The sequence below is a fragment of the Enterococcus phoeniculicola ATCC BAA-412 genome, assembly GCF_000407505.1.
Lineage (GTDB): Bacteria > Bacillota > Bacilli > Lactobacillales > Enterococcaceae > Enterococcus_K > Enterococcus_K phoeniculicola.
Window position 1 is genome coordinate 307,881 of the sequence record NZ_ASWE01000003.1, and the last position, 24,292, is coordinate 332,172.

General features: G+C 39.4%; 16 protein-coding genes. 15 read left to right on the forward strand and 1 reads right to left on the reverse strand.

From position 1 onward, the window contains the following. Window positions 1-217: 217 nt before the first annotated feature. The gene (locus tag I589_RS12175) at window positions 218-1,177 is read left to right on the forward strand and encodes an LPXTG cell wall anchor domain-containing protein (RefSeq protein WP_010768066.1); all 960 of its coding nucleotides are present in this window, start codon (window positions 218-220) and stop codon (window positions 1,175-1,177) included. 158 nt (window positions 1,178-1,335) lie between these two features. On the opposite strand, the gene I589_RS12180 is transcribed toward I589_RS12175, so the two are convergent. Next, the gene (locus I589_RS12180) at window positions 1,336-2,202 is read right to left on the reverse strand and encodes a helix-turn-helix domain-containing protein (protein WP_010768067.1); all 867 of its coding nucleotides are present in this window, start codon (window positions 2,200-2,202) and stop codon (window positions 1,336-1,338) included. 369 nt (window positions 2,203-2,571) lie between these two features. Between I589_RS12180 and I589_RS12185 the strand changes: the two genes are divergently transcribed. From I589_RS12185 to I589_RS17915, 14 genes are all read left to right on the forward strand, one after another. Continuing rightward, entirely contained in the window at window positions 2,572-4,215 is a 1,644-nt protein-coding gene (locus I589_RS12185) for a PTS transporter subunit EIIC (protein ID WP_034685309.1), read from the forward strand. A gap of 5 nt (window positions 4,216-4,220) precedes the next feature. Then, window positions 4,221-4,979 carry a Cof-type HAD-IIB family hydrolase gene (locus I589_RS12190; protein WP_034685311.1) on the forward strand — a complete coding sequence of 253 codons (759 nt, stop codon included), beginning with the start codon at window positions 4,221-4,223 and terminating at the stop codon, window positions 4,977-4,979. 3 nt (window positions 4,980-4,982) lie between these two features. Beyond that, on the forward strand, window positions 4,983-5,441 hold the full coding sequence (locus I589_RS12195) for a PTS sugar transporter subunit IIA (protein WP_010768070.1): 459 nt from the start codon (window positions 4,983-4,985) through the stop codon (window positions 5,439-5,441). Window positions 5,442-6,231: 790 nt separating this feature from the next. Then, window positions 6,232-7,335 (forward strand): tyrosine-type recombinase/integrase, encoded by a 1,104-nt coding sequence (locus I589_RS12200; RefSeq protein ID WP_139242834.1) that lies wholly within the window; start codon window positions 6,232-6,234, stop codon window positions 7,333-7,335. 542 nt (window positions 7,336-7,877) lie between these two features. Beyond that, entirely contained in the window at window positions 7,878-9,590 is a 1,713-nt protein-coding gene (locus I589_RS12205; RefSeq protein WP_010768072.1) for a SpaH/EbpB family LPXTG-anchored major pilin, read from the forward strand. A 29-nt stretch (window positions 9,591-9,619) separates the two neighbouring features. Beyond that, window positions 9,620-14,548 carry a SpaA isopeptide-forming pilin-related protein gene (locus tag I589_RS12210; protein ID WP_010768073.1) on the forward strand — a complete coding sequence of 1,643 codons (4,929 nt, stop codon included), beginning with the start codon at window positions 9,620-9,622 and terminating at the stop codon, window positions 14,546-14,548. A 1-nt stretch (window position 14,549) separates the two neighbouring features. Beyond that, complete coding sequence (locus I589_RS12215) at window positions 14,550-15,212, forward strand: isopeptide-forming domain-containing protein (protein WP_010768074.1); 663 nt, start codon at window positions 14,550-14,552, stop codon at window positions 15,210-15,212. 163 nt (window positions 15,213-15,375) lie between these two features. Then, window positions 15,376-17,130, forward strand: coding sequence for a sortase family protein (locus I589_RS12220; RefSeq protein ID WP_010768075.1), 1,755 nt, complete (start codon window positions 15,376-15,378; stop codon window positions 17,128-17,130). 150 nt (window positions 17,131-17,280) lie between these two features. Beyond that, window positions 17,281-17,844: a hypothetical protein gene (locus I589_RS12225; RefSeq protein WP_010768076.1), complete on the forward strand. Its 564-nt coding sequence runs from the start codon at window positions 17,281-17,283 to the stop codon at window positions 17,842-17,844. A 93-nt stretch (window positions 17,845-17,937) separates the two neighbouring features. Beyond that, on the forward strand, window positions 17,938-18,480 hold the full coding sequence (lepB, locus tag I589_RS12230; protein WP_010768077.1) for a signal peptidase I: 543 nt from the start codon (window positions 17,938-17,940) through the stop codon (window positions 18,478-18,480). 41 nt (window positions 18,481-18,521) lie between these two features. Next, on the forward strand, window positions 18,522-19,256 hold the full coding sequence (locus I589_RS12235) for a hypothetical protein (protein ID WP_034685221.1): 735 nt from the start codon (window positions 18,522-18,524) through the stop codon (window positions 19,254-19,256). A gap of 22 nt (window positions 19,257-19,278) precedes the next feature. Continuing rightward, window positions 19,279-20,385 (forward strand): coiled-coil domain-containing protein, encoded by a 1,107-nt coding sequence (locus I589_RS12240; protein ID WP_010768079.1) that lies wholly within the window; start codon window positions 19,279-19,281, stop codon window positions 20,383-20,385. 115 nt (window positions 20,386-20,500) lie between these two features. After that, on the forward strand, window positions 20,501-21,601 hold the full coding sequence (locus I589_RS17910) for an LPXTG cell wall anchor domain-containing protein (protein ID WP_010768080.1): 1,101 nt from the start codon (window positions 20,501-20,503) through the stop codon (window positions 21,599-21,601). 32 nt (window positions 21,602-21,633) lie between these two features. Next, window positions 21,634-24,111, forward strand: coding sequence for a BspA family leucine-rich repeat surface protein (locus I589_RS17915; RefSeq protein ID WP_010768081.1), 2,478 nt, complete (start codon window positions 21,634-21,636; stop codon window positions 24,109-24,111). Window positions 24,112-24,292: the final 181 nt, after the last annotated feature.

Genomic DNA, 24,292 nt, shown 5'->3' on the forward strand with positions numbered 1-24,292 from the left:
TATTATTTAAAGAGCAGTTATTGGACAGTTGAAGGCGAGAATAGATAAGTAAGGAGAAGAATGGTACAAATATTATTTTGTCCTCAATCTCTGTATCTAGTTGTTCATTTGGTACAAAATATCAGACCTTTTTTATTATCTAAAGGAAATATGTGTAAATTCTTTCTTAGAGAAATCCAGTAGTATGAGGATTTCACGGATTGAGGAGGGAAAATTCATGAAGAAGAAAATGATGAAGGTTATGAGGAGTGGAGCAGTAGCAGTATGGTGTATTACCATTTTCTATACCTCTTTTGCAAATGCAGACACGGTAGTAGAGTTTGAGACCGTTGATAATCTTAGCGTCGTACGCACATCCGAAAATGGACATAAAAAACTGTTAGCTGACGGTTCAGAAATAGTGAAGGATGGCGATAAGTGGTATAGCGATGGAAGGGAAGTCACAATTGTTTTGAATAGAATTGTGACAAAGGACAGAGTGAGCCAGACAAGTTCTTCAGAGTCATATGCTCAAACAAAAGCGGAAATATTTCCCACTGTGACAATTAGTGAAACCATGTCGACAACGAATACAAAAGGAGAGTCAAGCGAAGAAAGCAAACAGCCGCAAATTTCAGAGACATCAAATGAGGGGACCAATACTACTGAAAGTGAATCGAAAGAAACAAGTACAGAAACGACAGGCGCAACGAGTACAGAAGTAATAATTACAGGGACGACTGAAACATCAAGTACAGAGACAACTGAAACATCAAGTACAGAGACAACTGAAACATCAAGTACAGAGACAGAAAATTCAGAAACCGTTCAGAAAACAGTTATAGGAAAGAAACATATGCAAACGACAGAAATAACAACCGCTCCAATTGAAACAACAAATAGGACAAGTAAAAAAATGTCTTCATCAAAACCTGTTGGAAAAAGGAATGAACAAACAGAGAAAGAGCAGTCAAAGAGATCCCTTCAAGAAAGCCAGAGAACAAAAGATGAGCATCAAATGACAAACCGAACAGCTTTACAATCAGGAGAATCGTCAGTGCCAGAGGTGTCATCAACACAGAAAAAAGGATTGATTCTTCCAAAAACAAATGAATCAAAAGCAAGTGGGATTACGGCTATAGGGATTTTTGTTGTAATAATAGGGTTATTTCTTTTTCGAATAAAAGGTAAAGAATAATACAAACGAGGTGACGTGGCACAAAACGGGATAATTTATCCTTCACACTCGTAAAATTTTACAAAAAGGTGGGAGCTGAAATGAATTTCTGTCCCACCTTTTTGGCTTAGAAAATTTATTTGCTGATTGAAGTATCCTAGGTATTTTCTAGCTTTTGTTCAAAGAGATACTTTTTTTATGTGAACAGCTAGCTCATCAGCTAAAGATTGTTGATTAAGTTCTCTGAAAAAGAGAAGGAGTTTTTCAGCTTCTGCATAGCCTTGTTCATGATCTCCTCGTTTTATAAGCAAAATAGAATCAAAATATCGAGCAATTGCGGCATGGAAAAATTCTTTATAATCGCTACTTAAAAGTTTTAATTGTTGGATAAGGACTTCAGCATAATCTAGAAATTGGTGCTTGATTGCCTGACTAATAAGATTGATTAACATTACACAAAAGATTTCACGACCTCTATCATAGTTCATATAAAGAGAAAGTGATTTCGACAGATTTTTGAAAAGAGGAAAATGAGCATGGAAATCAAGAAACTCTATCGTATTACCAAAAAGCTGTATTTCTTGCAATGTCCATGTTTCAATTCGTACAAGATACTCTTGAATGAATGCTTGATCTTCTTTGAGGATACAAGTGGTGTCCCAAATTCCTGTCATTTTGAACTGTTCGATCACACGGATTCGGCATCTTGTTTCAGCTGCACGCACACGATAAATTTCCGTGTTTTTTTCACTAAGCTCACGATAGAGTTGATGTAAAGAATCTACATTATGTGTATTTGAGTAACTAGAAAGTCGATAGATATAACTAGAATAAGGACTTAACCGATAGTCCATGTAGATGAAAAGGAATTCATCCATATCCATATTTAATCGTTCTAATACATGAATCAAAAAATTAGCAGATATACTATGTTTTCCTTTTTCAAATTCAATTGCATAGGATTTAGAAATAATTCCCGAATAAGTTTCCTTTTGTGATAAGCCTTTTTTTATTCGAATTTCCCGGATTTTCGGGCCAAAATTCATAGTCGTCACTCCCGTTTTTATAATGTTACGTTTATGGATTTCTTTTGTAAGAATTCATACAAGTATACGTGTTGGAGGGGAGCTTGAGCAAATGAAATCCATTTAAAAAATTTTTTTTCACTGCCTCAAAAAATCAGCTAGTTGAGTTTAATAGAAAAGGGGATTTTTTTACTCTCGTTTTTTTTCTTTTCATTTCTCTTCTTTTCAAAGCCTTTATTTTACAGGGTTTCCATTAGTAGTTTTTTACTCTAAAGCTAGTTTTTTTCTTTCTGTCTCACTTAGTTTTCAAAAAATCAGATGAACGAATTTATTTGTTAATATAAGTTTATTGAAAGAGGAGGATGAAAAATGGAAAATTCAATAAAGAAAATGAGTAAAAAAGATCAAATCCTACGAGTTTTTGAAACATTTGGTCGTTCATTTTTGTTACCGGTTTCTGTATTGCCAGCAGCAGGTATTTTAAAAGGAATTGGCTCGGCGTTTACAAATAGCAACACCATTGAAATGCACCCGTGGATGGCAAATGAGATTTTGCAATTTATTATGGGATTTTTAGATATGTTAGGAAGCGTAGCTTTTAGCAATCTACCGGTGATTTTTGCAGTAGGTGTAGCAGTAGGACTTGCGAAGCAGGAGAAAGGGTCTGCTGCTTTATCAGGGTTGTTAGGGTTCTTAGTATTACATAATACATTACATTTTCTTTTAGAGGTAAGTGGAAAGCTTGTAGATACTAGTGCAGAAAATGCAAGTGAGCTTCTAGCTGCGAGTATGCAAACGTATGTTTTAGGAATTTTAACGATGGATTTAAACGTTTTTGGAGGGATTATTACAGGGGTTGTTGTCTATCTCGTCCATAAGAAAGCGATTAAAGTACAGGTTCCTCAAATTTTTGGATTCTTTAGTGGACCGCGTTTGGTACCTATTTTAATTATGCCTGCGATGGCATTAGTTGCAGTTGGCTTCTTCTTTATCTGGCCATTACTTCAACAAGGAATTAATTTATTATCTGTAGCTATTTTAAAATCAGGGTATGTAGGAACGTTTGCTTATGGTGTGATTGAGCGACTATTGCTTCCATTTGGTTTGCATCATGGATTGAACTGGCCGGTTCGCACAACGCCATTAGGTGGGGTGTTTATGATTGATGGGCAAGAGTTTTCAGGAACAGTTAATGCCTATATGGCTGCTTTGACAGGAAAAGGCGCAATTGATCCAATGATTACTCGTTTTTCTTCAGGGAAATTTATCTACAATATGTTCGGACTTCCAGGAGCTGCACTAGCTATGTATATGACAGCAAAACCAAAAAATAAAAAAATGGTTGGCTCGTTATTACTTGCTGCAGGGCTAACTTCATTTATTACTGGAATTACAGAACCGTTAGAATTTACATTCTTATTTATTGCTCCAGCATTGTATGGAATTCATGCACTATTAGCGGGAACAACTATGCTTGTTGCCAATATGGCAGGAGCTGCTTTCTTGACGCCAACAGGGCATGGTCTGATTAATTTTATTATTTACGGGGTTCTTCAAGGAACTCGGACAAAGTGGTTCTTATTACCAATTATCGGTATTGCTTGCTTTATCGTCTACTTCCTGGTATTTACGTTTGTTATTAAGAAATTTGACTTTAAAACTCCAGGTCGCGAAGATGATCCCACAACGATTACTTTACATGGAAAAGATGAAACACGACAAAAGATGGGCGTGAAAACATTGAAGGACAAAGAAAGAGAAGCAGCAAATCCTGCATCCATGTCTCTTCATGATCAAGCCGTTGAACTGATTGCCGCACATGGTGGACAGGAAAATATAGAAGCTGTAGATGCTTGTATCACGAGACTTCGGATTAACGTAAAAGATGACTCGATTGTAGATAGCGAAAAGATTAAAACAGATTTATCTGCTTTAGGTTTTAATAAGTCAGGAATGCAAATGCAGTCAATTTATGGTGGAAGAGCGAATCAATTGAAAGTGGAGATTCAAGAATTATTAGGAATGGTGGAATGATCAGCATGGCAAAAGAAAGAATTTTGATCACTGATCTTGATGGAACCTTTGTAAAAGACTCAATTAAAGTAATCGATGAAGACAAAGAGTCAATTCAAGCATTAAAAAAGACAATGAAGATTGGGATTGCTACTGGGCGTTCAATTAAAGAAATTAACTTCATCGAAAATCAAGCAAAGATAAAAGCCGATGTCTTGATAGGGTTTAATGGGGCTGTAGTGGAGATTGATGGAAAACGTATATTTGAAGAGGCGATTCAAAAAGAATCATTAGAAAAAGTTTTAGCCTATATTGAAGAACAGGAAATTATTTTTGATGCACTTGATGGAGAAAAACGGATTGGCACACATCGGTCTGATGAAAAATCTAAGCTGTGGAATATGGAGCTTGTTGAGCCTGAAAATGTATTTGACAGCTTACTAACTAAGAAAATTTATAAGATTAATGTCCGTCCGGAAAAAGGGGAGAGCGATAAGATTCTTTCTCAACTACAACGTACATTTCCTGAGCTTGCTATTTGCAAAAGCGGTGAACAGAGAATTGAAATTACTCCCCCGGGCATTACAAAAGGGAATGCCATTGAAGCCTTAAAGGAAAAATTTGATTTGACAGTTATCTCTGTAGGGGATTCTGAAAATGACATAAGTATGTTCGATGTTTCAGATCATTCGTTTTGCATGTCTCATGCGGCGGATTCAGTAAAAAAACGAGCAAAAAAAATTATTAACGATTTCCATGAAGTAAATCAATGGGTAGGAGGATAAGTGATGTTTTTTTCAAAGAAAAATCGTATTTATGCACCTGTAGCTGGAACGTTCGTCCCACTAAAAGAAGTGAATGATCCAGTCTTTGCACAAGGTATGATGGGAGACGGTGTCGCGGTTGAGCCAAAAGAAACGCATATACTTAGCCCGGTTGATGGTACAGTAACCATGATTTCTGAGCAACAGCATGGAATAGGGATTCAAATGGAGGATGGTACAGATCTTTTGATTCATATGGGGATTGACACAGTAGAGCTTGGCGGTACTCCTTTTCTAACTAAGGTAGCCATTGGAGACAAAGTTTCTTCAGGGGATTTGCTTTCTATCATGGATATTGAAGCAATTCAGTCGTTAGGAAAAGAAACCGTAATTATGCTGATAGCAACAGGAAAACAACTGAGTAAAGTTCAGTTTTCCAGCCGGCGAGAAGTCGAGGCCTCTTCGGAATTAGCAAGGATTTAATTCAAACACGATTTTCGTAAAAAGTGCTAAGATACTATACTTTTAGATAAATATTTATATTTTGCTGAGCCATAGTCGAATGATTAGCTGTCATTGATTTTAGAAGAAAAAATAGCAAAGGAATAGAAGGGTTCGCCTATAATTTTTTAATAAAACGGATTCAGGCTACTGGCATTAGAAATAGTGTTTTAGTAGGCTGAATCCGTTGTTTAATCTTCTTGGCTATCATACAATAGATTTTGATAGCAGACAGGCTATTTATTGATAAGTGCTGAAAGCTAAGCTATCCAACAGCAAACGAAAGATACGAGTGAAACAGACTTTTAACGCTTATTTTTTGAAACAGATGCAGATACTTGAACATTTAGCGAACCGGGAATCGAAAAAATAAAGAAAGTTTAGCTTGGTGTAGAAATGGGTATATTTTTGCGATAACTTTCTTTTAGGTACGAGAGCAAAAAAAGACCCTTCTTAATCGGAGGGTCTTTTCTGTATTTAAGTAAATTAAAAAGTAATGAGAATGTTTAGAGATGTTCTCGTTGCTTTTTTTATTTATGTGAAAAATATATTTCTTGGAAGAATCAATTCCAAGAAATTCCATTCTTTAAAGCAAGAAATGAGACGTATCCAAGCATAGTCTTACATTCAGAATACTGAATTCGTTAAAAAATGTCAAACGTTTTTTTAAAAGTTTGAGCGTATAAATGAGTATAGGTCGTTTGTTGTTACTTTTTTTTAATAAAAAACATCTTAGTTTTTTTAGCCGTCAAATAAGCCGTCAATGAAAGGAATGAAATGTGTGGCACGCAGAGGAGAAAATATTTATAAACGAAAAGATGGACGATGGGAAGGACGATATATACGAGGTCGCCGGTTGAACAACCAAATCTATTATGGTTATGTCTATGCAAAGACTTTTCATGACGTGAGAGAAAAACTTGCGGAAAAGAAAAGGCTGTATAAAAATTCCCCACTTTCTTCCAATGAAATGAATGGAACAGTTTCTCAATGGATTGAAACGTGGCTTTCAGAGGAGCTAACATTTCAAGTTAAGCCCTCTACGTACTCTAGTTACAGATATAAGTTAAAAAAATATGTATTGCCGTATTTAGGGGAGCTTCCTGTAAAAAAAATCACCAAACAAACGATTCAGCAGTTAATTAATCAACTCACAGAGGCGGGGCTTTCTGTCACAACCATTCGTACATCCATACAGATTTTTAAGCGTGCCTTTATTCGTACAGATGAAGTAAATCATCTGTACGCAACGGTTTTTCATGGCCTTCATTATCCATTTTCCATTAAAAAGAAAATTCGAGCACTTTCCAAAAAAGAACAAATGCAATTGGAGCAAGAAGCAGAAAATACTGAAAATGGCTTACCTGCCCTATTGGCGTTACACACAGGACTTAGAATTGGTGAGATTAGTGCGTTGAAATGGACAGACATCAACTTTGAGAAGAAAGAACTAACGGTTACCCGTACCTTGCAGCGAATATTTAGTAAAAATCACTCATCAAAAACTGAAATTTGTGAGGATATGGTGAAAAGTGCTGCCTCTTATCGGATAATCCCACTAAATAATAAAATTTTAACACTTTTAAAGAAACAAAAAAGTAAACAAACCAGCGACTATGTTGTTGGCAAAACCGGGCATTTTTTTGAACCCCGAACCCTGACATACCAGTTTAAAAAGATAACATGCGCATTAAACCTGCAAAATATTCACTTCCATCAGCTCCGTCATACATTTGCTACCCGTTTATTAGAAATGGGTGCAGACATTGCATCAGTTAGTTCGCTGCTGGGCCATCAATCAGTAAAAATGACGTTGGATATTTATATTGATTCGTTAATGGCTCAACGAAAGAAGTGGATTAACAAGCTAGCCTAGCAAATAAGCTGTAGTAATAAATTGGTGATTTTTGTGAAATGCATAGAATCACAGGTTTAAAATAACTATTGTTTTTCCGTGGTGCAGTAAGGTCCTCATTTATGATTCATTCTTACATAAAATAGTTATAAGCCGTCAAATAAGCCGTCTAGTTGTTTGTTTCCTTTGTTTCTCGGACATTCTCTGACTGATTCTTGGAATTGATTCTTCTAAGAATCAATTTGAAAGTTATTTCATACTTTAACAATAGTGATAATTCCAAATTTATCAAGATTTATGTGGGGATATAGTCATTTTGATAACAATAGTCTAATAAATATGCAGAAATGGAGGTCTGAGAACTTTTTCAGATAAGAAGGGATGATCTCAAGAAAGTAAATGGGAAACGATAATTATAGAGATTCATGTATGAGGGAAAAAGTCTAATGGGGAATGAATTGTGAATTGTAAGTCAATTTAATGAAAAAGAATACATACGATTCTAGTGTTGTCCATAAGTAAATTAGGTTACTTATTAAAAAGTTAAACAAGGGAGCATAAAGATGAAAAATAAAAAGAAAAACATACTCACAAAAGTAGTCGTTGCGACGACTTTATTTACCGCAGTTGGATTTGTACCAGTAGGAAGTGTATTAGAAGCCTATGCCGCAGATGAGCTTGTTTCAGCGGATGCAGTCGCAGATACGACTTCGTCACGTTCAGTTACTTTATGGAAATATCAAGTAAAGGATGCGTCAGAGTTAGGGGATCGTGGAGATGGAACCTTTGATCCTACCGTAGATAAAGACGTGATTCCAGGAATTAAATTTAAAGTGCAGCGCGTTACACCAATCGTTGGTGGAACCTCATTAACGAATCCAAGAGAACAAAAAGAAGGAACAGATTATACCATTGATGCAGGCTTTACGGAACAAACGATTACCACTGATGCTTCTGGGAAAGCGGTACTTGATTTGGGTGTTGGACGTACCAATGATGGAGTTTATCTGATTACAGAGTTGCCTGATGATCGGACAGATTTAACGTCAACTGATGGCAAAAAAGTCGAAACGCCTGCGGATCCATTCTTTGTCTATGTTCCTCAAACAGATCGCAAAGATACAGGGAAATTAATCTATGACGTACAAGTCCAACCAAAGAACATTTTGGAAAGTTTGGTGAATCCGGACAAAACGATCGAAAATGACAAGGGACATTCGGTACAAGCTGGACAAGATTTTGAGTGGGAATTGGCGGCAAAAATTCCAGCAGGACTTTGGCAAGTAGCATCACAAGCTGGAGAAATTGATATTTATGATGCGGCTGGCAATATTACTGGTACCTACACTATGGTAAAAGGCCAACCGATTGTTATTACAGATGACACAGGGGTGTTACAACCAAACTTCTCCATGACAGATAAACTAGATAGTCAATTAACTTACAACGATGGCAGTGCCAAGGTTCAAGTGAAAAAAGGGGATGCAGGTGCTTGGGAAGACTTAGCAACAGGCGATTACACGGTTTCCTTTGATGCGGCAACCAACACGTTGAAAACGACGTTAACAGAGGCTGGGCTAACAAAAGTTGGCACAACTTCAAATGGGTACACAGATATTCAAACAATTTTTACCACAAAAGTTGCAGAGGGCTGGAATGGGATTCTAGATAATAACTTCACCATTAACTATCAAATTCCAGGACAAAAACCAAAAACAGTGACGCCTCCAGAAGAAGAAAAACCAAAATTTTATACAGGTGGTTTTGATATCGAGAAAACGGGAGAAGACACCAAAGCTGTATTAGCTGGCGCAGAATTCATGATTGCCTTGACAAAAGCAGATGCAGAAGCAGGGAAGTTCTTAGCCAGTGATGGGAAAGCCTATGACAAAGGGGCAACCTTGCCAACAGGTGTGACGTTCCAATTAGCTACATCGGATGCATCAGGTCGCGCAGAATTTAATGGGCTGGCACTTGATTGGGAAGATAAAAATGGGGATAAACTTGTTCAGGAAGAGGAAGTCAGCCGCAGTTATTGGGTAGTGGAAACCAAAGCACCAGAAGGCTATGAATTATTAAAAGAGCCTGTAGAAGTGAAAGTAGACTTATCTACAGCGGATAATACATTGGTCGAATTGGATATTGTTGATAAACCAAAAACCGACTTGCCATTTACAGGGGGCGAAGGAACGACGTTACTGATTGCAATTGCCTTGGGTGCGATTACGATAGGAACTGCAGCGATTGCCATTGATAAAAAACGTCGGAAAGCCTAATGGATGATGCATGAAAGGATGGGTAGACGATGCGAAAAACAACACAATTCAAGCAGGTAGTCGCCGTTCTCCTTCCAGTTCTATTTCTTTTAGGGATGGTTTTCACCTTTCCTAAAGGAGATAGTTTAAAAGCCGATGATTCTGAACAGCCCTTTGCGAAGGTCAAGCTCGCTGGGAAAACAGAAACGTTGACCGATAGTTTCGTGAAAGAAGAGCTGGTTGAAGTAGAGTTGATAGGAAAGAAAACAACGTTGCTTCAATTACCAGACCATGCCTCTTATGACGTGTATCAAACCACAGAAGAAGGCACTCGATTCGCTATTGCAGAGAAAAGAGTCACTGATGTCGATGAATTACTGAAGAAACAAGCTTCTGAAGCGGAACCTGCGACAAGTGAGTCGCAAAAGACAGGAGACTCTTCTACGAAAGAGACCGAATCGGCTGAGATGCTTGAAGAAGGGATTGAGCCAGCGCTTTTTCACGTCGCTTCAGAAAATGGCAAAGGGAAGACCTATTTTCAAGTAGTCGAAGGAAAATCACTTACGTTCACGATTGAACGAAAATCAACGGAAGAAATGCCCCTTATTTTGACCTCTGTTCAAGAAGAGGAGAGGAGCCAGCGTCTCTTTACCTTTGAGTCAATGGCGTCTACTGAAACTACTAACTCTTCTAAGGAGATACATTCGTCAGAAACAAGCGAACAAACGGAGACGTCAACAAAAGAGTCTGTTGTATCAGAAAATACGTCAGAGACTAGTTCGGAATCTGGAAAACAGGAACAATCAACTGGTTCTTCTGAGGAAGCGAATGCACACACGGAGGATACCCCAAAACAACAGGAATCAGAAACGCCAGAAACCTATGACCATGTGTTAGAGGTGGAAACAAAGCCGACGAAAAAGACGTTAGAAGAATTAACTTCAGCAAATTATAGCGAATCAGACTCGTTAAAAACGCCTCTGTTTTTCGGGAATGAAGCAAAAGCAACCAGTGTATCTGACGCTGACTCACCTATTATTATTCGGGATGCCAAGCTAACTACGAAAACAGGAACCGCTGATTTTGATGCCAATAACGATCCTGGAAATGATGCGGGAGAAGACAATGACATTGTCCGAACCTTTGATCAGATTGGGTATTTGGCTTCCTTTTCTATTCAAAACACCAAAGTAGATACGCAGTATACAGATATCCGATACCGAGTGATTACAGAAATGGATAATGCGGTGGAGGTAACGAACACTGTTCCACGAAACAACGGGGAGATTGCGAATGGCACGTATATTGATAGGCCGGCAGGAGATGGCTCGCAGGTTTCAGAAGGGGTGATGGAATCGGTCATTACTGATTCTGGACAAGTCTTCGTGCCCATCATTTTAAATGTTTATGGTTCTACACAAGGAAAACAAATTCAACCAACGATTAAATTAGAGATTGTGGAAGCCAAAAATGTCAAAACTGATAAGATAGAGGTCTTTAATAAGGTCTATGACCTGAATAATTTGCCTAATTTAAAAACACCAATCACTACAGTTTCTGCGAAGCCGTCTGTAGGTGTTCGATTGTTTCAGGGAGATGTCAAAGATAGTTCTGTATTTAGTGTAACCAATACCAATATCAATGCCTATGATGTAGGTGTTGTAACGGTATTACAGCCATTACCTGGGAGAAAAGATTATAAAGGCTCGACATTTCCAACAGGCCCTATTACCTACCAAATTAAACAAAAAGGGGCTTATCAAATTGGGGGAAATGACGAACAACCAATGACGACGGCTCAATATAGTCCATTTTCAATGAAAGCTTATGCCCCAGCCATCAATGACCGTAGCAAAGCAGATTGGAAAAAAAGCGGGACCGTAGATACTTCTAAATTTGTTCGACCTTTAGATATACCAAATGCCAACACCAAAAAAATCTATACTTCTCAACCCACAGGTGATTTGTCTCAAATAGGTGTCTATTCTTCAGGTTCATTCAGTAATACAGATGTAAATAATACAACCAATGTCAAGAACAGTGATTATGTAGGTGTTTTAAATCCGTATACCTATAACATGACTGGAAATCGAGCCTCAGCAGCTATGGATAAATCTTTCTCAAGTATGGAACTCATCTATCAATGGGATAAGACGACTACCTATAATACTGGAATAAAAAATAAGTGGACACAATATAGAATGGGTCTGTACGTGGATTCGGTTTCTTATGACGGGCTTACAACAACGAATAATTCGACTGTATGGTTTCCAGATATTATCACTCCACCAGGATCATATTCAAGTGCTCCAAATATTGGCGTGCCAACTGTTGGCGGAGCATATAACGACATGTGGGGAAAACCCTATTCCTCTGCTTCAGTAGGGCAGCCAAATGTTTCTAAAGGAGTCGGAAATGCTCAAGTCTCTCAAGGACAAGAAGCAGGCTTGTTTGATTATGCGTTTACAAAAAATATAACTACCGTAAAAGGAACAGAGCATATTGTGATGTGGGATCCAAGTGCATTCAAATATGATACAACAAGGGAAGCTTTTGGAAATACCTATTCAACAAAAAATATGGTTCATACCTTCCAATATGGTGTGCCCATAACGGCTACTAAAACACCTCCTTACACAATGCAAGTAGGAAAAGTAGCCGATAATAAAAAATTATACACATGGTATGACACTCCTGAAGCAGCACTTTCTCATGGGGAAATAGGTGCGGTAGTTTATAAAGCAACATTTGATAATGATCCCGAATATAACGATTGGACTAGTAAAAATATTCAAGCTGGCCCTCATATACCAGTTACTGTTATTGCCAATCCAGGAAGCAAGACTCCAAAGGGGAATCCGATTGTTGTTTTAGCTGCCCATCAATTTTTAGACAAGAATGGGAAAATGGTTTATGAAGGACCAAATGGAGGGACGGCTGATCCTAAAAAAAGTGGTAATTATACCGACGCCAAAAAGTATGGGACTTATGCTCCTTCCACTTTTGATTCTTCCGGAAATCTTTTGACGAAACCGATGGAGTATTGGAATTATATTGGAGATACTGTGTTTGTTAAAAATATGGCTATCACTACAAAAACAGAAGTAAAAAAAGATGTCTATCAATCAAATGAAGATATTGATATCAAAGTGACTGGTGTGATGATAGGAAGTGATTCGGTGACCTATGATGGTGCTCTAACCACTACTTTGCCAAAGGGGATTTCCTATAAACCAAAGACGGCAACGGATGCTTCAGGGAACTCACTTCCGGAACCCATTGTCACGTCTAATGCTGATGGAACAACAACCCTTCGTTGGGAATTTCCTAAGTTATCGAATGACCAACGGAAAAAAGGGATTGAAGTGAATTTTCAAGCCACTTCTGATTTCACTCAGCTAACCTTTAAGGACAGCGGGTACACGAAGAGCTTAGTCGTAAAAACCGTTGGAGAAATGTGGGTTAATGGGAACCCTTCCTTGAGTGATACCAGTGTGGAAGGTGTTCGTTCTTCTCAAGATGATTTTATTGAACTCTTAATTCAACAGATTATTTTGAGTAAGAAGGCAGATAAGCCGTCGATTGAGGTGGGAGATATCGATCCTGTAGGGGTGGATAATCGCCTGACGTACACGGTGAAGATGGTGAATAATAGCGCAGGGCCGCTTCCAAATGTGAAGTTGTTGGATGTTTTGCCTTATGATGGTGATTCTCGCGGGACGAAGTTCAAAGGAACCTATACCGTGGAAGCGGTCAAAGTCAATGATTCCTCTTCAACAATCAGTTATACGACGACCTCGGTTGATGAACACATGGACCCCAATGATGTTACTGGGTGGACTGATTATGCCACAGGCTCAGCGAGTAAAAATGCCAAAGGAATTTTAGTTTCCACACCTTCGTTAGCTGTTGGACAGACTGTTGAATTGACCATTACCCTAAAACCAACCAATCAAAAAGCAGGAGACGTTTTGGTGAATGATGCAGGGATGAACTCAGATTTGCATCTACCCGTCAATTCGCAAGCGGTATGGACTCGGGTATATGGACGTGACCTATCGGGGGTTGTCTGGTATGACGACAACTATGATGGCTTGATTGGGAATATGGCAAATGGTTCGCCAGAGCTTTTCGCAAAAAATATTCCAGTGAAGCTCTACCGGTCGAGTTTGTCAGATACGACGTATAAAGACCAATTGGTGGAAGCTAGTTTGACAGGGGAGAAATTTGTTGATGCATCGGGGAACTCACTGGTTCAAACTGATACAAATGGTTTCTATAAATTCTCGAATCTTCCGGAAGGAACGTATGTCGCAGAATTCATGGTTGGGGAGAAAGTGGTGAAAAAAGAAGTCCAAATCACCACTCCTGAGGTGGGAGACGACCCGACGAAAAATTCGAAGGCGAGTCAAGAAACCTACAAAACACCTGGGTATCTCCAGCCTCTCTTAGCTGATTTGCCAGGGAAAACCACACCTACAGATCCTACGTATCATGTTACGGATGTCAATCTTGGATTGATCCGTTCGTCAACCATTCGGTTGTTTAAATATGCTTCTGGTACCGCTGTGGATGCGAATAAAGATGGCGTGCTAAGTGACGTAGAAAAAGCGACAGGGACACCTTTAGCGGGCGCAGAGTTTACTATTTACAAAGATGGTGAAGCACTAGGAACAGCCGTCACTGACAGTAAAGGATTCTTAACATTTGACTTCTTCTTTAGAGGAACGTATACGCTGATTGAAACGAAAGCGCCAGATGGCTATGAATTAGTGAAGCATCCGATTGAGGTGGAAATTTCAGAAGGAAATGAGACCATTCTGCTGTATCAAGAAGATGATCGAATAACGAAGCTTCCTTATGCAGGTGGGAATGGCCCCGTTCGCTTCTTTCTTCTTACCACAGGGAGTCTCTTCCTGATAGGGTTAATAGGAATTGCCTGGTACTATCGAACACCGAAACAGAAAGGAGAACGGTAATATGAAAAAGCACGGATTTCCAGTGTTGATGATTTTCTATCTTGTTTTTCTTTTGGTGGGAAATGGTTCCATGGCTTATGGGGCAGAGAATGACTCGTATGCCATTTCTATCCAGAAATATAAATTAGATGACGCCACTTCTCTGCCAAAAGACTTTCCACAGGATGGCTCGAAAGCAACAAAGGTTTTGGATGCGAAAGGAAACGCCCTTGCCCCTCTTGCGGGGATTCATTATGAAATTGTCCGAGTGACCCCCGTATCTGAGGGGAGCGGATTTCAAGTAGTTGAAGGGGTAGAGGCCTTTGCCACAACCATTGTGACGGATCAATCAGGTTTGGCAAGAATCGATGGTCTGGCGCAAGGGATGTACCGTGTGACGGAAAGAAATGCCAATACCTTAAAGAATGTGATGGAGCCAGTGATTTTAGAACTTCCTCTGCCGCAACCTGATGGGAAGGCGGCACTTTCAGAAGTCTACCTCTATCCAAAGTCAAGTATCGTTTCGAAAACAAACGAGCCAACCCCCTCTAAGAGTAAGGAGCGATTGCCACAAACCAGTGGCAATATCGGAAACTATCATCCGTTTGTTTATGTGAGTCTGGTCATTTTAATTATGGGTGGTCTAGGATTTTTGTCGATGAAACAAAAAAAATCTACTCAGTAAACAAAAGAGGAAACAAAATGACTTCACACACGAAAATAATCGTTTGTTTCTGATGTTTATGAAGAGTTTAGGAGATCTGAAAATAACTAGTATAGTTATGATTCAGACTCCTTCTCTTTCTTTCCTTGAATAGAAAATCTTGAAAAAAGAGGGGGATGTGCGTGTGGGAAAGAAACCGAAAAAGGCAAAGAAGCACTCCTTTCTGATGATTTTTGCTTGTTTGATGATTTTTGCTGGTACGTTGATTTTACTGTATCCGATTGTTGGAAATTATTTGGCGAATCGGGAACGAAGTGAAGCCGTCTCGCAATATGATGATACGTTAAAGAAAATGAGTCAAGAAGAACGAGACGCACAACTGGTTCTGGCAGAGAAATACAATGAGTACATTTATAAAAAGCAACAAGGGAAATCCGTTGAGCCCATTGTGTATAGCTCTGTCGCAAATGAAGGGGCAGTTATGGGCACGTTGGATATCCCAGCCTTAGACATTCAATCGCTACCCTTTTATCATGGAACGTCCTATAAAACCTTGGATAAAGGCTTGGGGCATTTTGAACCTTCCTCCATTCCAGTAGGTGGCATAAATACGCGTTCAGTGATTACCGGTCATAGCGGGGTGAAAAACCAGGTATTGTTTACCGATGTTAAAAATTTGGTAGAAGGAGACATTTTCTTTGTCAATATTCTAGGCAAGCGTCTAGCGTATGAAATCGATTCATTTGAAGAAGTGCTGCCTAGTGAAGTGGACAAAGTAAAAGTCATTTCTGGAAAAGATACGGTGACCTTACTTACCTGTACACCGCCTGGAATTAATACGTACCGTTTATTGGTGACCGGGCATCGAATTCCGTATGAAGAAGCCTTGAATAAAAAGGTGACAAAACGAAATCTATGGAGTTATCAAACCGTTGTGCTCTTGACGTTAGCGCTCAACCTTCTGTTCTTCTTGATTTTAATGGGTATCTATCGGTATCAGGTCAAACGATTCCGTTCCAAAGATCCCCTCGTTTCCCAAAAGGGACGCAAGCGATTAAAACAATTGTTTTTTGTCACTAAATGTTTATTTGTGGCTTTGTTTCTCTCGATGGTGACGATTCTGGGAATCGCGATTTATGGGTATGCTCATATGCAGGAAGAAACGGACATGCCGCTGATTAATATCGGACAACAAGAAGAAATCAGTGAGTATAATTTAGATAAAATCAGTCAAGCCAATTATGAGGAAAAACAAATTGCTAGTGTGAATGTGTCTAATTATGCGGAGGCAAAAACGGTGTTTCAACAAACCACCAATAACTGGGGCATAGGAAAACTGGTGATTCCTAAGGTATCCATTGATTTACCCATTCTCGCTGGATTAGCGAATGAAAATTTGTTGACGGGTGCCGCTACTTATCGAAAAAACCAACAGTTGGGCAAAGGGAACTATGTGTTGTTAGCCCATAATATTTTTGACAAAGATGTTCTTCTTCATCGGATTCAAGACTTATCTGAAGGGGATATCATTTATACAACGGATTTTAAAGATATATATACCTATAAAGTGACGATTAATAAAGTCATTGAAGATACAGAAGTCTCCTATGTAGAAAATGAAATGTCAGGAACTGCGGCGCTTCTCACGCTCCTTCGATGTGAAGGCGATATAGGGACGATTTATCGTCGCGTAGTTCAAGGAGAATTAAGTAGTATTCAACCCTTAAAAACAGCCGATAAAGAAGTAATAAAGGAGTTGGGACTCCTTCAAACAAACCAGAAAATTACGGGAGAATTAGTTAAAAAAAATCCCGTTCATTCTTTTGAAAAAAAGAGTATGGTGTTGTCGGCAAAAATTATCTCTGAACCTATGCAGACCATTGTCCCGCTCTTTCTCTTATTTTTGATGCCGATTCTATTTTTGAATTTTATTCGATAAAAAGAGGATACGAGTGAATGAACAGGGGATAGAACTTTCTGCTCTATAAGAAACAATGGTTATTTAGGACTATTTCCAGTTAATAGAGGAAAGAAGAATCGATGCTTCAACATGAGTGATTAATCATTTCAATAATTGGAGGAACAAGCTGTGACGCTTACTGAAAATGAACAGTTGATTCGTCAACTAAAAGAAGAAAAACAAGCACTAAACGATGCCTTGTACCAAGCCTATGAAGAGCTAAAACGAGTGAAAGAACGGGTATCAAACGCAGAAAAGCAAACCCAAGAATGGCAAAAACGGGCTGCTGAAAAGGAAACGGCGTTAGAAGAGGCAAAAAAAGCAGGGACCATTCAACCACTGACAAGTAATGAAAACGAAGAACTCATCCAAACGAAACGTCAAATCAATGAATTGATGACGTTAAACGAGGAATTAAAAAAAGAAGTAGACCAATCGCAGCGAGAAATTGGCGAGGTCCTTATTTCGGCGAAGAAACAAGCAAGCCGGACCATTCAAGAGGCAGAAATTGAAGCAAAACAGATGATTCATTCAGCAGAATTAACTTTGGATACCATCAGCAATCGTGCAAAAAAAATTGCGTTGGAAGTGGATGAATCTCGTCAAAGCGTCACCAAAATCTATGATGAATTACAGGTGAAAGTTGCGCAGTTGGCAAAAGGAAGCCTTGTAATTGAGAGCGAAGAAGGCTGACTATAGACAGTCAGCCACTGGGGCGGTCGTTGATCTCTGCGACTCGCCATATCCGTAAATGGTAGTGATGAACAAAAGGGAGTGAGGGAAATAATGGCATCAGAAACAACAAAGACCTATCAGAAACGAAAGCGAAAAAAACAGTCTTCCGAAGGTCAATGGTTCTGGAAGCTTCTCAGTTTTTGTTTATTTCTATTGATTGTAGGGATTTTTTTCCGACAAACCCTCATGCAGTTGTATAGGATTCATCCAATCGAGGGAACGTCCATGGAACCCGCCCTTAACAGTGGCGAAATAGTCTTAGTATCCAAGCAGACTGTCCCGCAACGTTATTCGCTGATTTCTTTTTCCTTAGAAAAGGAACAGTTTGTGAAACGAGTCATTGGCGTACCTGGAGATGCTTTTTTTATCCAAGGGACACGGATGGTTTTTGATTTAGATGGGACGGGGAAGTTTCTGACGACGTATAGCCTAGATATAGCAGAGAGACAAGCAAATGAGTGGAAAAACTTATCCGCCATTCCAGAGGATTGTTACTTTGTATTAGGAGACCATTTAGAGGTGTCAAAGGATAGTCGAGTATTTGGCTGGGTAACGTCTTCTGATATAGAAGGAACAGTTCTATTGAAGAACTAAATGGAGCTTGTAAGGAAAAATAGAGAGTAGGTGGGAGAATGATGGTTGTTTTTTCATGGATTGGGGGTATTTTTCTCGTCCTCTTGACAGGGATTTTGGTCTATCGAGTATACATTAATTATCAGCTGAAACGATTAGCGTCAGAGAAGGTCTCCTCTGCGGTTGCGAGAAAGAAGCTGCTTTTTATTAAACAAAGAGAACAGGAAAAACACGTACAGAGCTTGTTCGCTTGGGGAATAGGAATGACTTGTTTCCTCTTTTTCCTGTTTTATTTTACATTAACTCTTCAACAAAAAAATCATACCCTTACGAATCAATTGATTCAGGTAAATGAGGAAGTATTACGTTTGAAGACGGAACAAAAACAATTCATTCAGCAGCTACCGGTAATGGCCTATCCTGAAAAAGGACTGAGTATCGAAACAAAACAATGGAAAGCATTGCTTTCAACAAAAGATAATCGAAAACTTCAAGGAGAAATGGAACAGCAGCTTGCTCAAAAACTCGCTCCCTACCTTGGGCTATCAACGGTTGTTCTAAGTGTTGATCGTGCGGCTAATCAGATTGATCTGTCTATTCAAAATGAAGAGCGAGAAGCATTGAATATGAAAGACGTGACGTCTAAGATTATCAAAGATTTCGTTAAGGTGGGAGAAGTGAAAACGATTCACTTTCAAACCGTTGCGCTTACAGATGAAAAGATACAGCCAATCGGACAGTGGCAGTATTCGCGTAAAGATACGGAAGCATTTGTTTTGGTATCTGATGCACAATAATCGATGAAAGAAGGCCGAAAACATGGGAGGAAAGAAACGTGATGGATGGTTTTTCACCAAAAATATCCTAGAGGAGATCAATGAATTACCTGATGAACATTTTGTTGAGAATACACCGCAAGGGGCACCTAAAAAAAAGTCAAAAGAAAAGGTGAAAAAAGGGATAGTAATTAATGGGGAAGAAAAAGTAGACAGTACTCATCTATCAGAAAGCCAGTTGGAACGACAAGTTCTTGAACGTGAGCTGAAAAAGTTGCGTAGGGAAGTCCAAAGAATGAAAGAAGAGGCGAAAAATACGCCAACGATTTCATTAGATACCTTGGCACAGACGCAACGAGAGTACGAAGAAAAGTTGACAAAACTAAAAGAAGAAAATCGATTACTAGAAGAAAAGACACACCGCTATAAAAAACGGGAAGCACAGCTTTCAAACGAATTAAACGAGGCACAGAAAGCATACAAAGAAGTCAAAAAAACACTTCCTTTTTTATCCTCCCAAATGGAAGTGACAGAAGAAAGACAAGAAAGTCTGGCTCATACCCTCGACCAAGTGTTACAGGAATTGTCTGATGCACAATCTGCGTTGGAAGAAAAAAATCAATTACTAGAACAAAAAGAAAAAGAGCTTGCTGAAAAGCAAGAAGCACATGAAACGATGCAGGGAACACTCCATCAGTTGGAGAGTCAACTGAAAAAAGAGCAGGACCAAGTTGTTCACCAAGAAAAGCTGCTTCATGAACAAGAAACCAAGTGGTTATTTCAGGAGCAGGGAGCCGATGGAAACTATGAGGAAGAAGTGCTGCAATTAAAGAGCCAAGTAACTGAATTGACGGCACTCAATGTCTCATTGACGGAAGAATTAAATCAAGCAAAGCAAGGTATTGGAGAAATCCTCATTGCTGCCAAAAAGCAAGCGAGTCAGTTTATAGAAGAAGGCAAGGTTGAAGCCGAACAGCTGATTTATTCTGCCAAACAAGAAGCGGAAGCACTCACAGGGCAAGCAAAGAAAATTTCAGCTGAACTCACACAATCTCGTCAGACTGTATCCGAATTATATGATGGATTACAAAGAACTGTCGATGAACTTTTTGAAAGTAACGAACAAGAAGAAACGAATCCCTCCTCTTGAAGGAGCGGAGGGCAAACCCCAACGTAGAATGTCCCTTGGTTTTAAGCAACTTTCTTCGTGGAAAAAAAGAACAAAAAAACGATAAAAAAATGTGAATAAGTTAGGAGTAATAAATATGAAAAAAAGTATAAAATTAATGGCTGCACTCTCTTTATTAGGGGCCATCTGTCTAACCAGTTTCCCTAGTCAAACACAAGGCTATGCTGCTACAACTGCTGCTGCAGCTACTACTTCTGGAACGATTATTATTGAATATACAGTGAGGGATACTGGCGAAATTTTAGATAAAGTGACCTACGCTGCAGGAACCTTAACTGTTGGCGACACGCTTCCTGTGGTACTAAAATCTTTTGCGGGCTATCGGTTAACGGATGCATGGATTTCAAATCCAACGACTGAAATTAAAATTAGTGAATTAGATAAAACGTTAACGGTGATGTATGTAGTGGATGAAACAACGGAACCAAGTACAACGGAACCAAGCACAACGGAACCAAGCACAACGGAACCAAGCACAACGGAACCAAGTACGACAGAACCAAGCACGACGGAACCAAGTACAACGGAACCAAGTACGACAGAACCAAGTACGACGGAACCAAGCACAACCGAACCAAGTACAACGGAACCAAGCACAACCGAACCAAGTACAACGGAACCAAGTACAACGGAACCAAGTACGACGGAACCAAGTACAACCGAACCAAGCGTAACACCTGCAAGTATTACTGTTTCAGATAAAGTGATGACAGTAGGGGACAAATTAACCGAAGAAATGATTCTGGACTGGGCAACGTTCAGCTATGAAGGGGATTATATTAGTGGGTTTGAAGTCATTGGCGAACCCATTCAAGTAGATGGAAACTCAAATAAACTATTGGAGGCCGGCAGCCATCAGATTCGTTACTATCTGACAGATCTTGACGGAAAACTGTTAGCAGAAAAAACCATGACCTTGACGGTTAATGAACCAACTGCTGTAGTACCGGATGAAGAAGCAAAGGATTCAGGAAAGACACCCGAGAAGTCAACGACTAAAAACCCTGTAGAACCAACAAAAGAACTGCAAGGAACGAAAAAAGAAATGACACAAAAACGTAAAACGCTCCCTGCGACTGGCGAACAAAAAACAAATGGCATCATTGGTCTTTCAGGTGTTGTTGGATTAGCCTTGGCTGGAGGAGCTCTTGTTCGTAGAAATCGTCAAAGAAAATAGGGAAAAAAGTTGACGAAAAAAGGAGCGAAGATATGAAAAGAACCTTATTTAAACGGATCTCGCTGTCAGCAATGATTCTTTTAGGCGTTACGCCAGCTCTTGGAACGATTCAAACCGTTTATGCTGTCTCACAAGAGGCAGCACCAACGGAAGAAACGAAGACTGTAGAACAAATGAATACAAGTGAGTCCATACTGGAATCAAGTTCAGGAGTAGAAGAAACATCTGAAGACAAACAAGATTCAACGAATAGTAGTCAAACGGAAGAGGGAACCGCCAGCAGTAGTCTTCCTGATTCTATCCCTGATTCGAGTGCAATAATAGAATCTGAGGAGACAACACTGGAGGAAACACAACAATCCATAGTACCTACAGAATCATCTACAGAAAGTTCTACACCAGCGATTCAGCGGGCAGAGGCAGAGATAACCGGAACATGGGGAACAACGACATGGCAGTTAGATGATGCAGGTGTTCTTTCCATTTCTGGAGGGACAGTTGACCTAAATACAGCACAAAAACCATGGGATGGGACACTGAAAGATAAAATTAAAGAAATTCATTTTACAGGAATGGTTTATTTAAGTGGTTCGGCTCAACGATTATTCGATGAAATGCCTGAACTTACAAAAATGAACGCCAATCAACTCAACACAAGTCAAGTGACGAATATGACAGGGATGTTTTTTGATACAAGCGGACTGACTGAACTAGATGTGAGTCACTGGGATACGGGAAAAGTGACATCGATGAATTCCATGTTTTTAGGAATGACTCATTTAAAAACGCTAGACTTAAGTCAGTGGAATACCTCCAATGTAACGAACATGACACAAATGTTTACCAGAGCAAGCAGCCTTACCTCTTTAGATTTGAGTCGATGGGATACCTCTAAAGTCACGACCATGTTTTCCATGTTTTCGAAAGCTAGTAGTTTAACCACCCTATTAACAGATCAATGGGATACGTCAACTGTTCAAAACATGGGACAAATGTTTATGGATGCTAGTAGTTTAACTACAACTAGTATGGGGAAGTGGAATACAAGCAACGTTACAAATATGTCGCGCATGTTTTATAATGCCAGCAGTGCAGAGACACTCGATGTCAGTAGCTGGAATGTTTCTTCTGTAACAACGATGGAGAATATGTTTTATGGGGCAAGAAATTTACAAAATTTAGACGTGAGTCAATGGGATACATCGGCTGTCACTAGTATGAAGGGCATGTTTCTTGGCGCAAAAAGCCTGACCCAATTAGCCGTGGATAACTGGGATACGTCAGCTGTAAAAACAATGACGTTATTATTTGCGGGAGCTACAAACTTAACAACCTTGAATTTAGGAAATTGGAATACACAAGCTGTAAAAAATATGAGTTCCATGTTTGCGAATACCAGTTCGTTACAAGTTTTGAATGTAAGTAACTGGGACACAAGCCAAGTAGAAGATATGCGGTTGATGTTTAGTGGCACTTCGTCCTTGACAACTGTAGATTTGACTCAGTGGAACACTCAAAATGTGCTAACAATGTACGCTATGTTTGAAGGAGCCAGTAGCTTGACCCAATTGGATCTTTCAAATTTTGATACATCTAAGGTAGAAGACACAAGCTATATGTTTAGTAAGATGACGAATTTGGCACAGTTGGATGTAAGCAGCTGGAATACGGCGAGTGTGAGGAAAATGAGTTTCATGTTCCGAGAAATGGCTAGTTTAAAAGAATTAGATGTGAGTAGCTTTGATACCGTTAACTCGGATTGTTCATGGATTTTTTCTAATACTCCTTTAGTGAAGCTCACATTGGGGACGCACTCTATCTTTACGAATAGTGGAAACTTTACGGATAGTGGACTGCCTAATAAGGTAGAGGGCTATGCAGATCAATGGGTGGGTGTGAACACAGAGAATAGTTATGCTTCGAGTATACTTTTTTTAGAAAATTACGATGGAACCATTCCAGATACGTATATACGCAAAGAAGATTCTACCCAACCTACAACAGAACCAAGCACGACCGAGCCAAGTACAGACCCAACAACAGATCCGAGCACCGACTCAACGACCGAGCCAAGTACAGACCCAACAACAGACCCGAGTACTGACTCAACGACCGAGCCAAGTACAGACCCAACAACGGAATCGAGTACGGGAGCAACGACCGAACCAAGTACAGACCCAACAACGGAATCGAGTACAGGAGCAACGACCGAGCCAAGCACAGACCCAACAACAGACCCGAACACCGACTCAACGACCGAGCCAAGTACAGATTCGACTACCGAATCAAGTAGCTCTAGCTCGGCAAAAGTAGGGCAAGGTTCATCTAATAGTGGGAAACCAGACGGGAACACTTCCTCTAAAAAGAAACAGCAAAGTATCCTGCCAAAAACAGGAATGCAGACGGTAAACTCCGTTATTTCAATGGTTGGCGGACTATTCGTATTTTTCTCTTTTAGTTATTTTGGGATAACAAAAAAGAGATATCAAGGAAAGCACATCAAAAAATAAATAGATAAAAGTAGTTCGAGTAGTCTGTTGCAGTAAAAAAATTTATTTGGTGGAAGAGTCTAGTGCATGTGCGTTAAGTAATGTTCTAGACTCTTGAAACCGAAATAAAATGAGGTACTCGCTTAGCAATCGCTAAAAGTAGTAACTAGCAGATGAAATGACTCACAAATGGAGACTGCTT

Bases quoted from the DNA above. Each gene is read 5' to 3' on its own strand.
- I589_RS12175 (WP_010768066.1), top strand. From the start codon at position 218: ATGAAGAAGAAAATGATGAAGGTTATGAGGAGTGGAGCAGTAGCAGTA.
- I589_RS12180 (WP_010768067.1), bottom strand. From the start codon at position 2,202: ATGAATTTTGGCCCGAAAATCCGGGAAATTCGAATAAAAAAAGGCTTA.
- I589_RS12185 (WP_034685309.1), top strand. From the start codon at position 2,572: ATGAGTAAAAAAGATCAAATCCTACGAGTTTTTGAAACATTTGGTCGT.
- I589_RS12190 (WP_034685311.1), top strand. From the start codon at position 4,221: ATGGCAAAAGAAAGAATTTTGATCACTGATCTTGATGGAACCTTTGTA.
- I589_RS12195 (WP_010768070.1), top strand. From the start codon at position 4,983: ATGTTTTTTTCAAAGAAAAATCGTATTTATGCACCTGTAGCTGGAACG.
- I589_RS12200 (WP_139242834.1), top strand. From the start codon at position 6,232: ATGAAATGTGTGGCACGCAGAGGAGAAAATATTTATAAACGAAAAGAT.
- I589_RS12205 (WP_010768072.1), top strand. From the start codon at position 7,878: ATGAAAAATAAAAAGAAAAACATACTCACAAAAGTAGTCGTTGCGACG.
- I589_RS12210 (WP_010768073.1), top strand. From the start codon at position 9,620: ATGCGAAAAACAACACAATTCAAGCAGGTAGTCGCCGTTCTCCTTCCA.
- I589_RS12215 (WP_010768074.1), top strand. From the start codon at position 14,550: ATGAAAAAGCACGGATTTCCAGTGTTGATGATTTTCTATCTTGTTTTT.
- lepB (WP_010768077.1), top strand. From the start codon at position 17,938: ATGGCATCAGAAACAACAAAGACCTATCAGAAACGAAAGCGAAAAAAA.
- I589_RS12235 (WP_034685221.1), top strand. From the start codon at position 18,522: ATGGTTGTTTTTTCATGGATTGGGGGTATTTTTCTCGTCCTCTTGACA.
- I589_RS12240 (WP_010768079.1), top strand. From the start codon at position 19,279: ATGGGAGGAAAGAAACGTGATGGATGGTTTTTCACCAAAAATATCCTA.
- I589_RS17910 (WP_010768080.1), top strand. From the start codon at position 20,501: ATGAAAAAAAGTATAAAATTAATGGCTGCACTCTCTTTATTAGGGGCC.
- I589_RS17915 (WP_010768081.1), top strand. From the start codon at position 21,634: ATGAAAAGAACCTTATTTAAACGGATCTCGCTGTCAGCAATGATTCTT.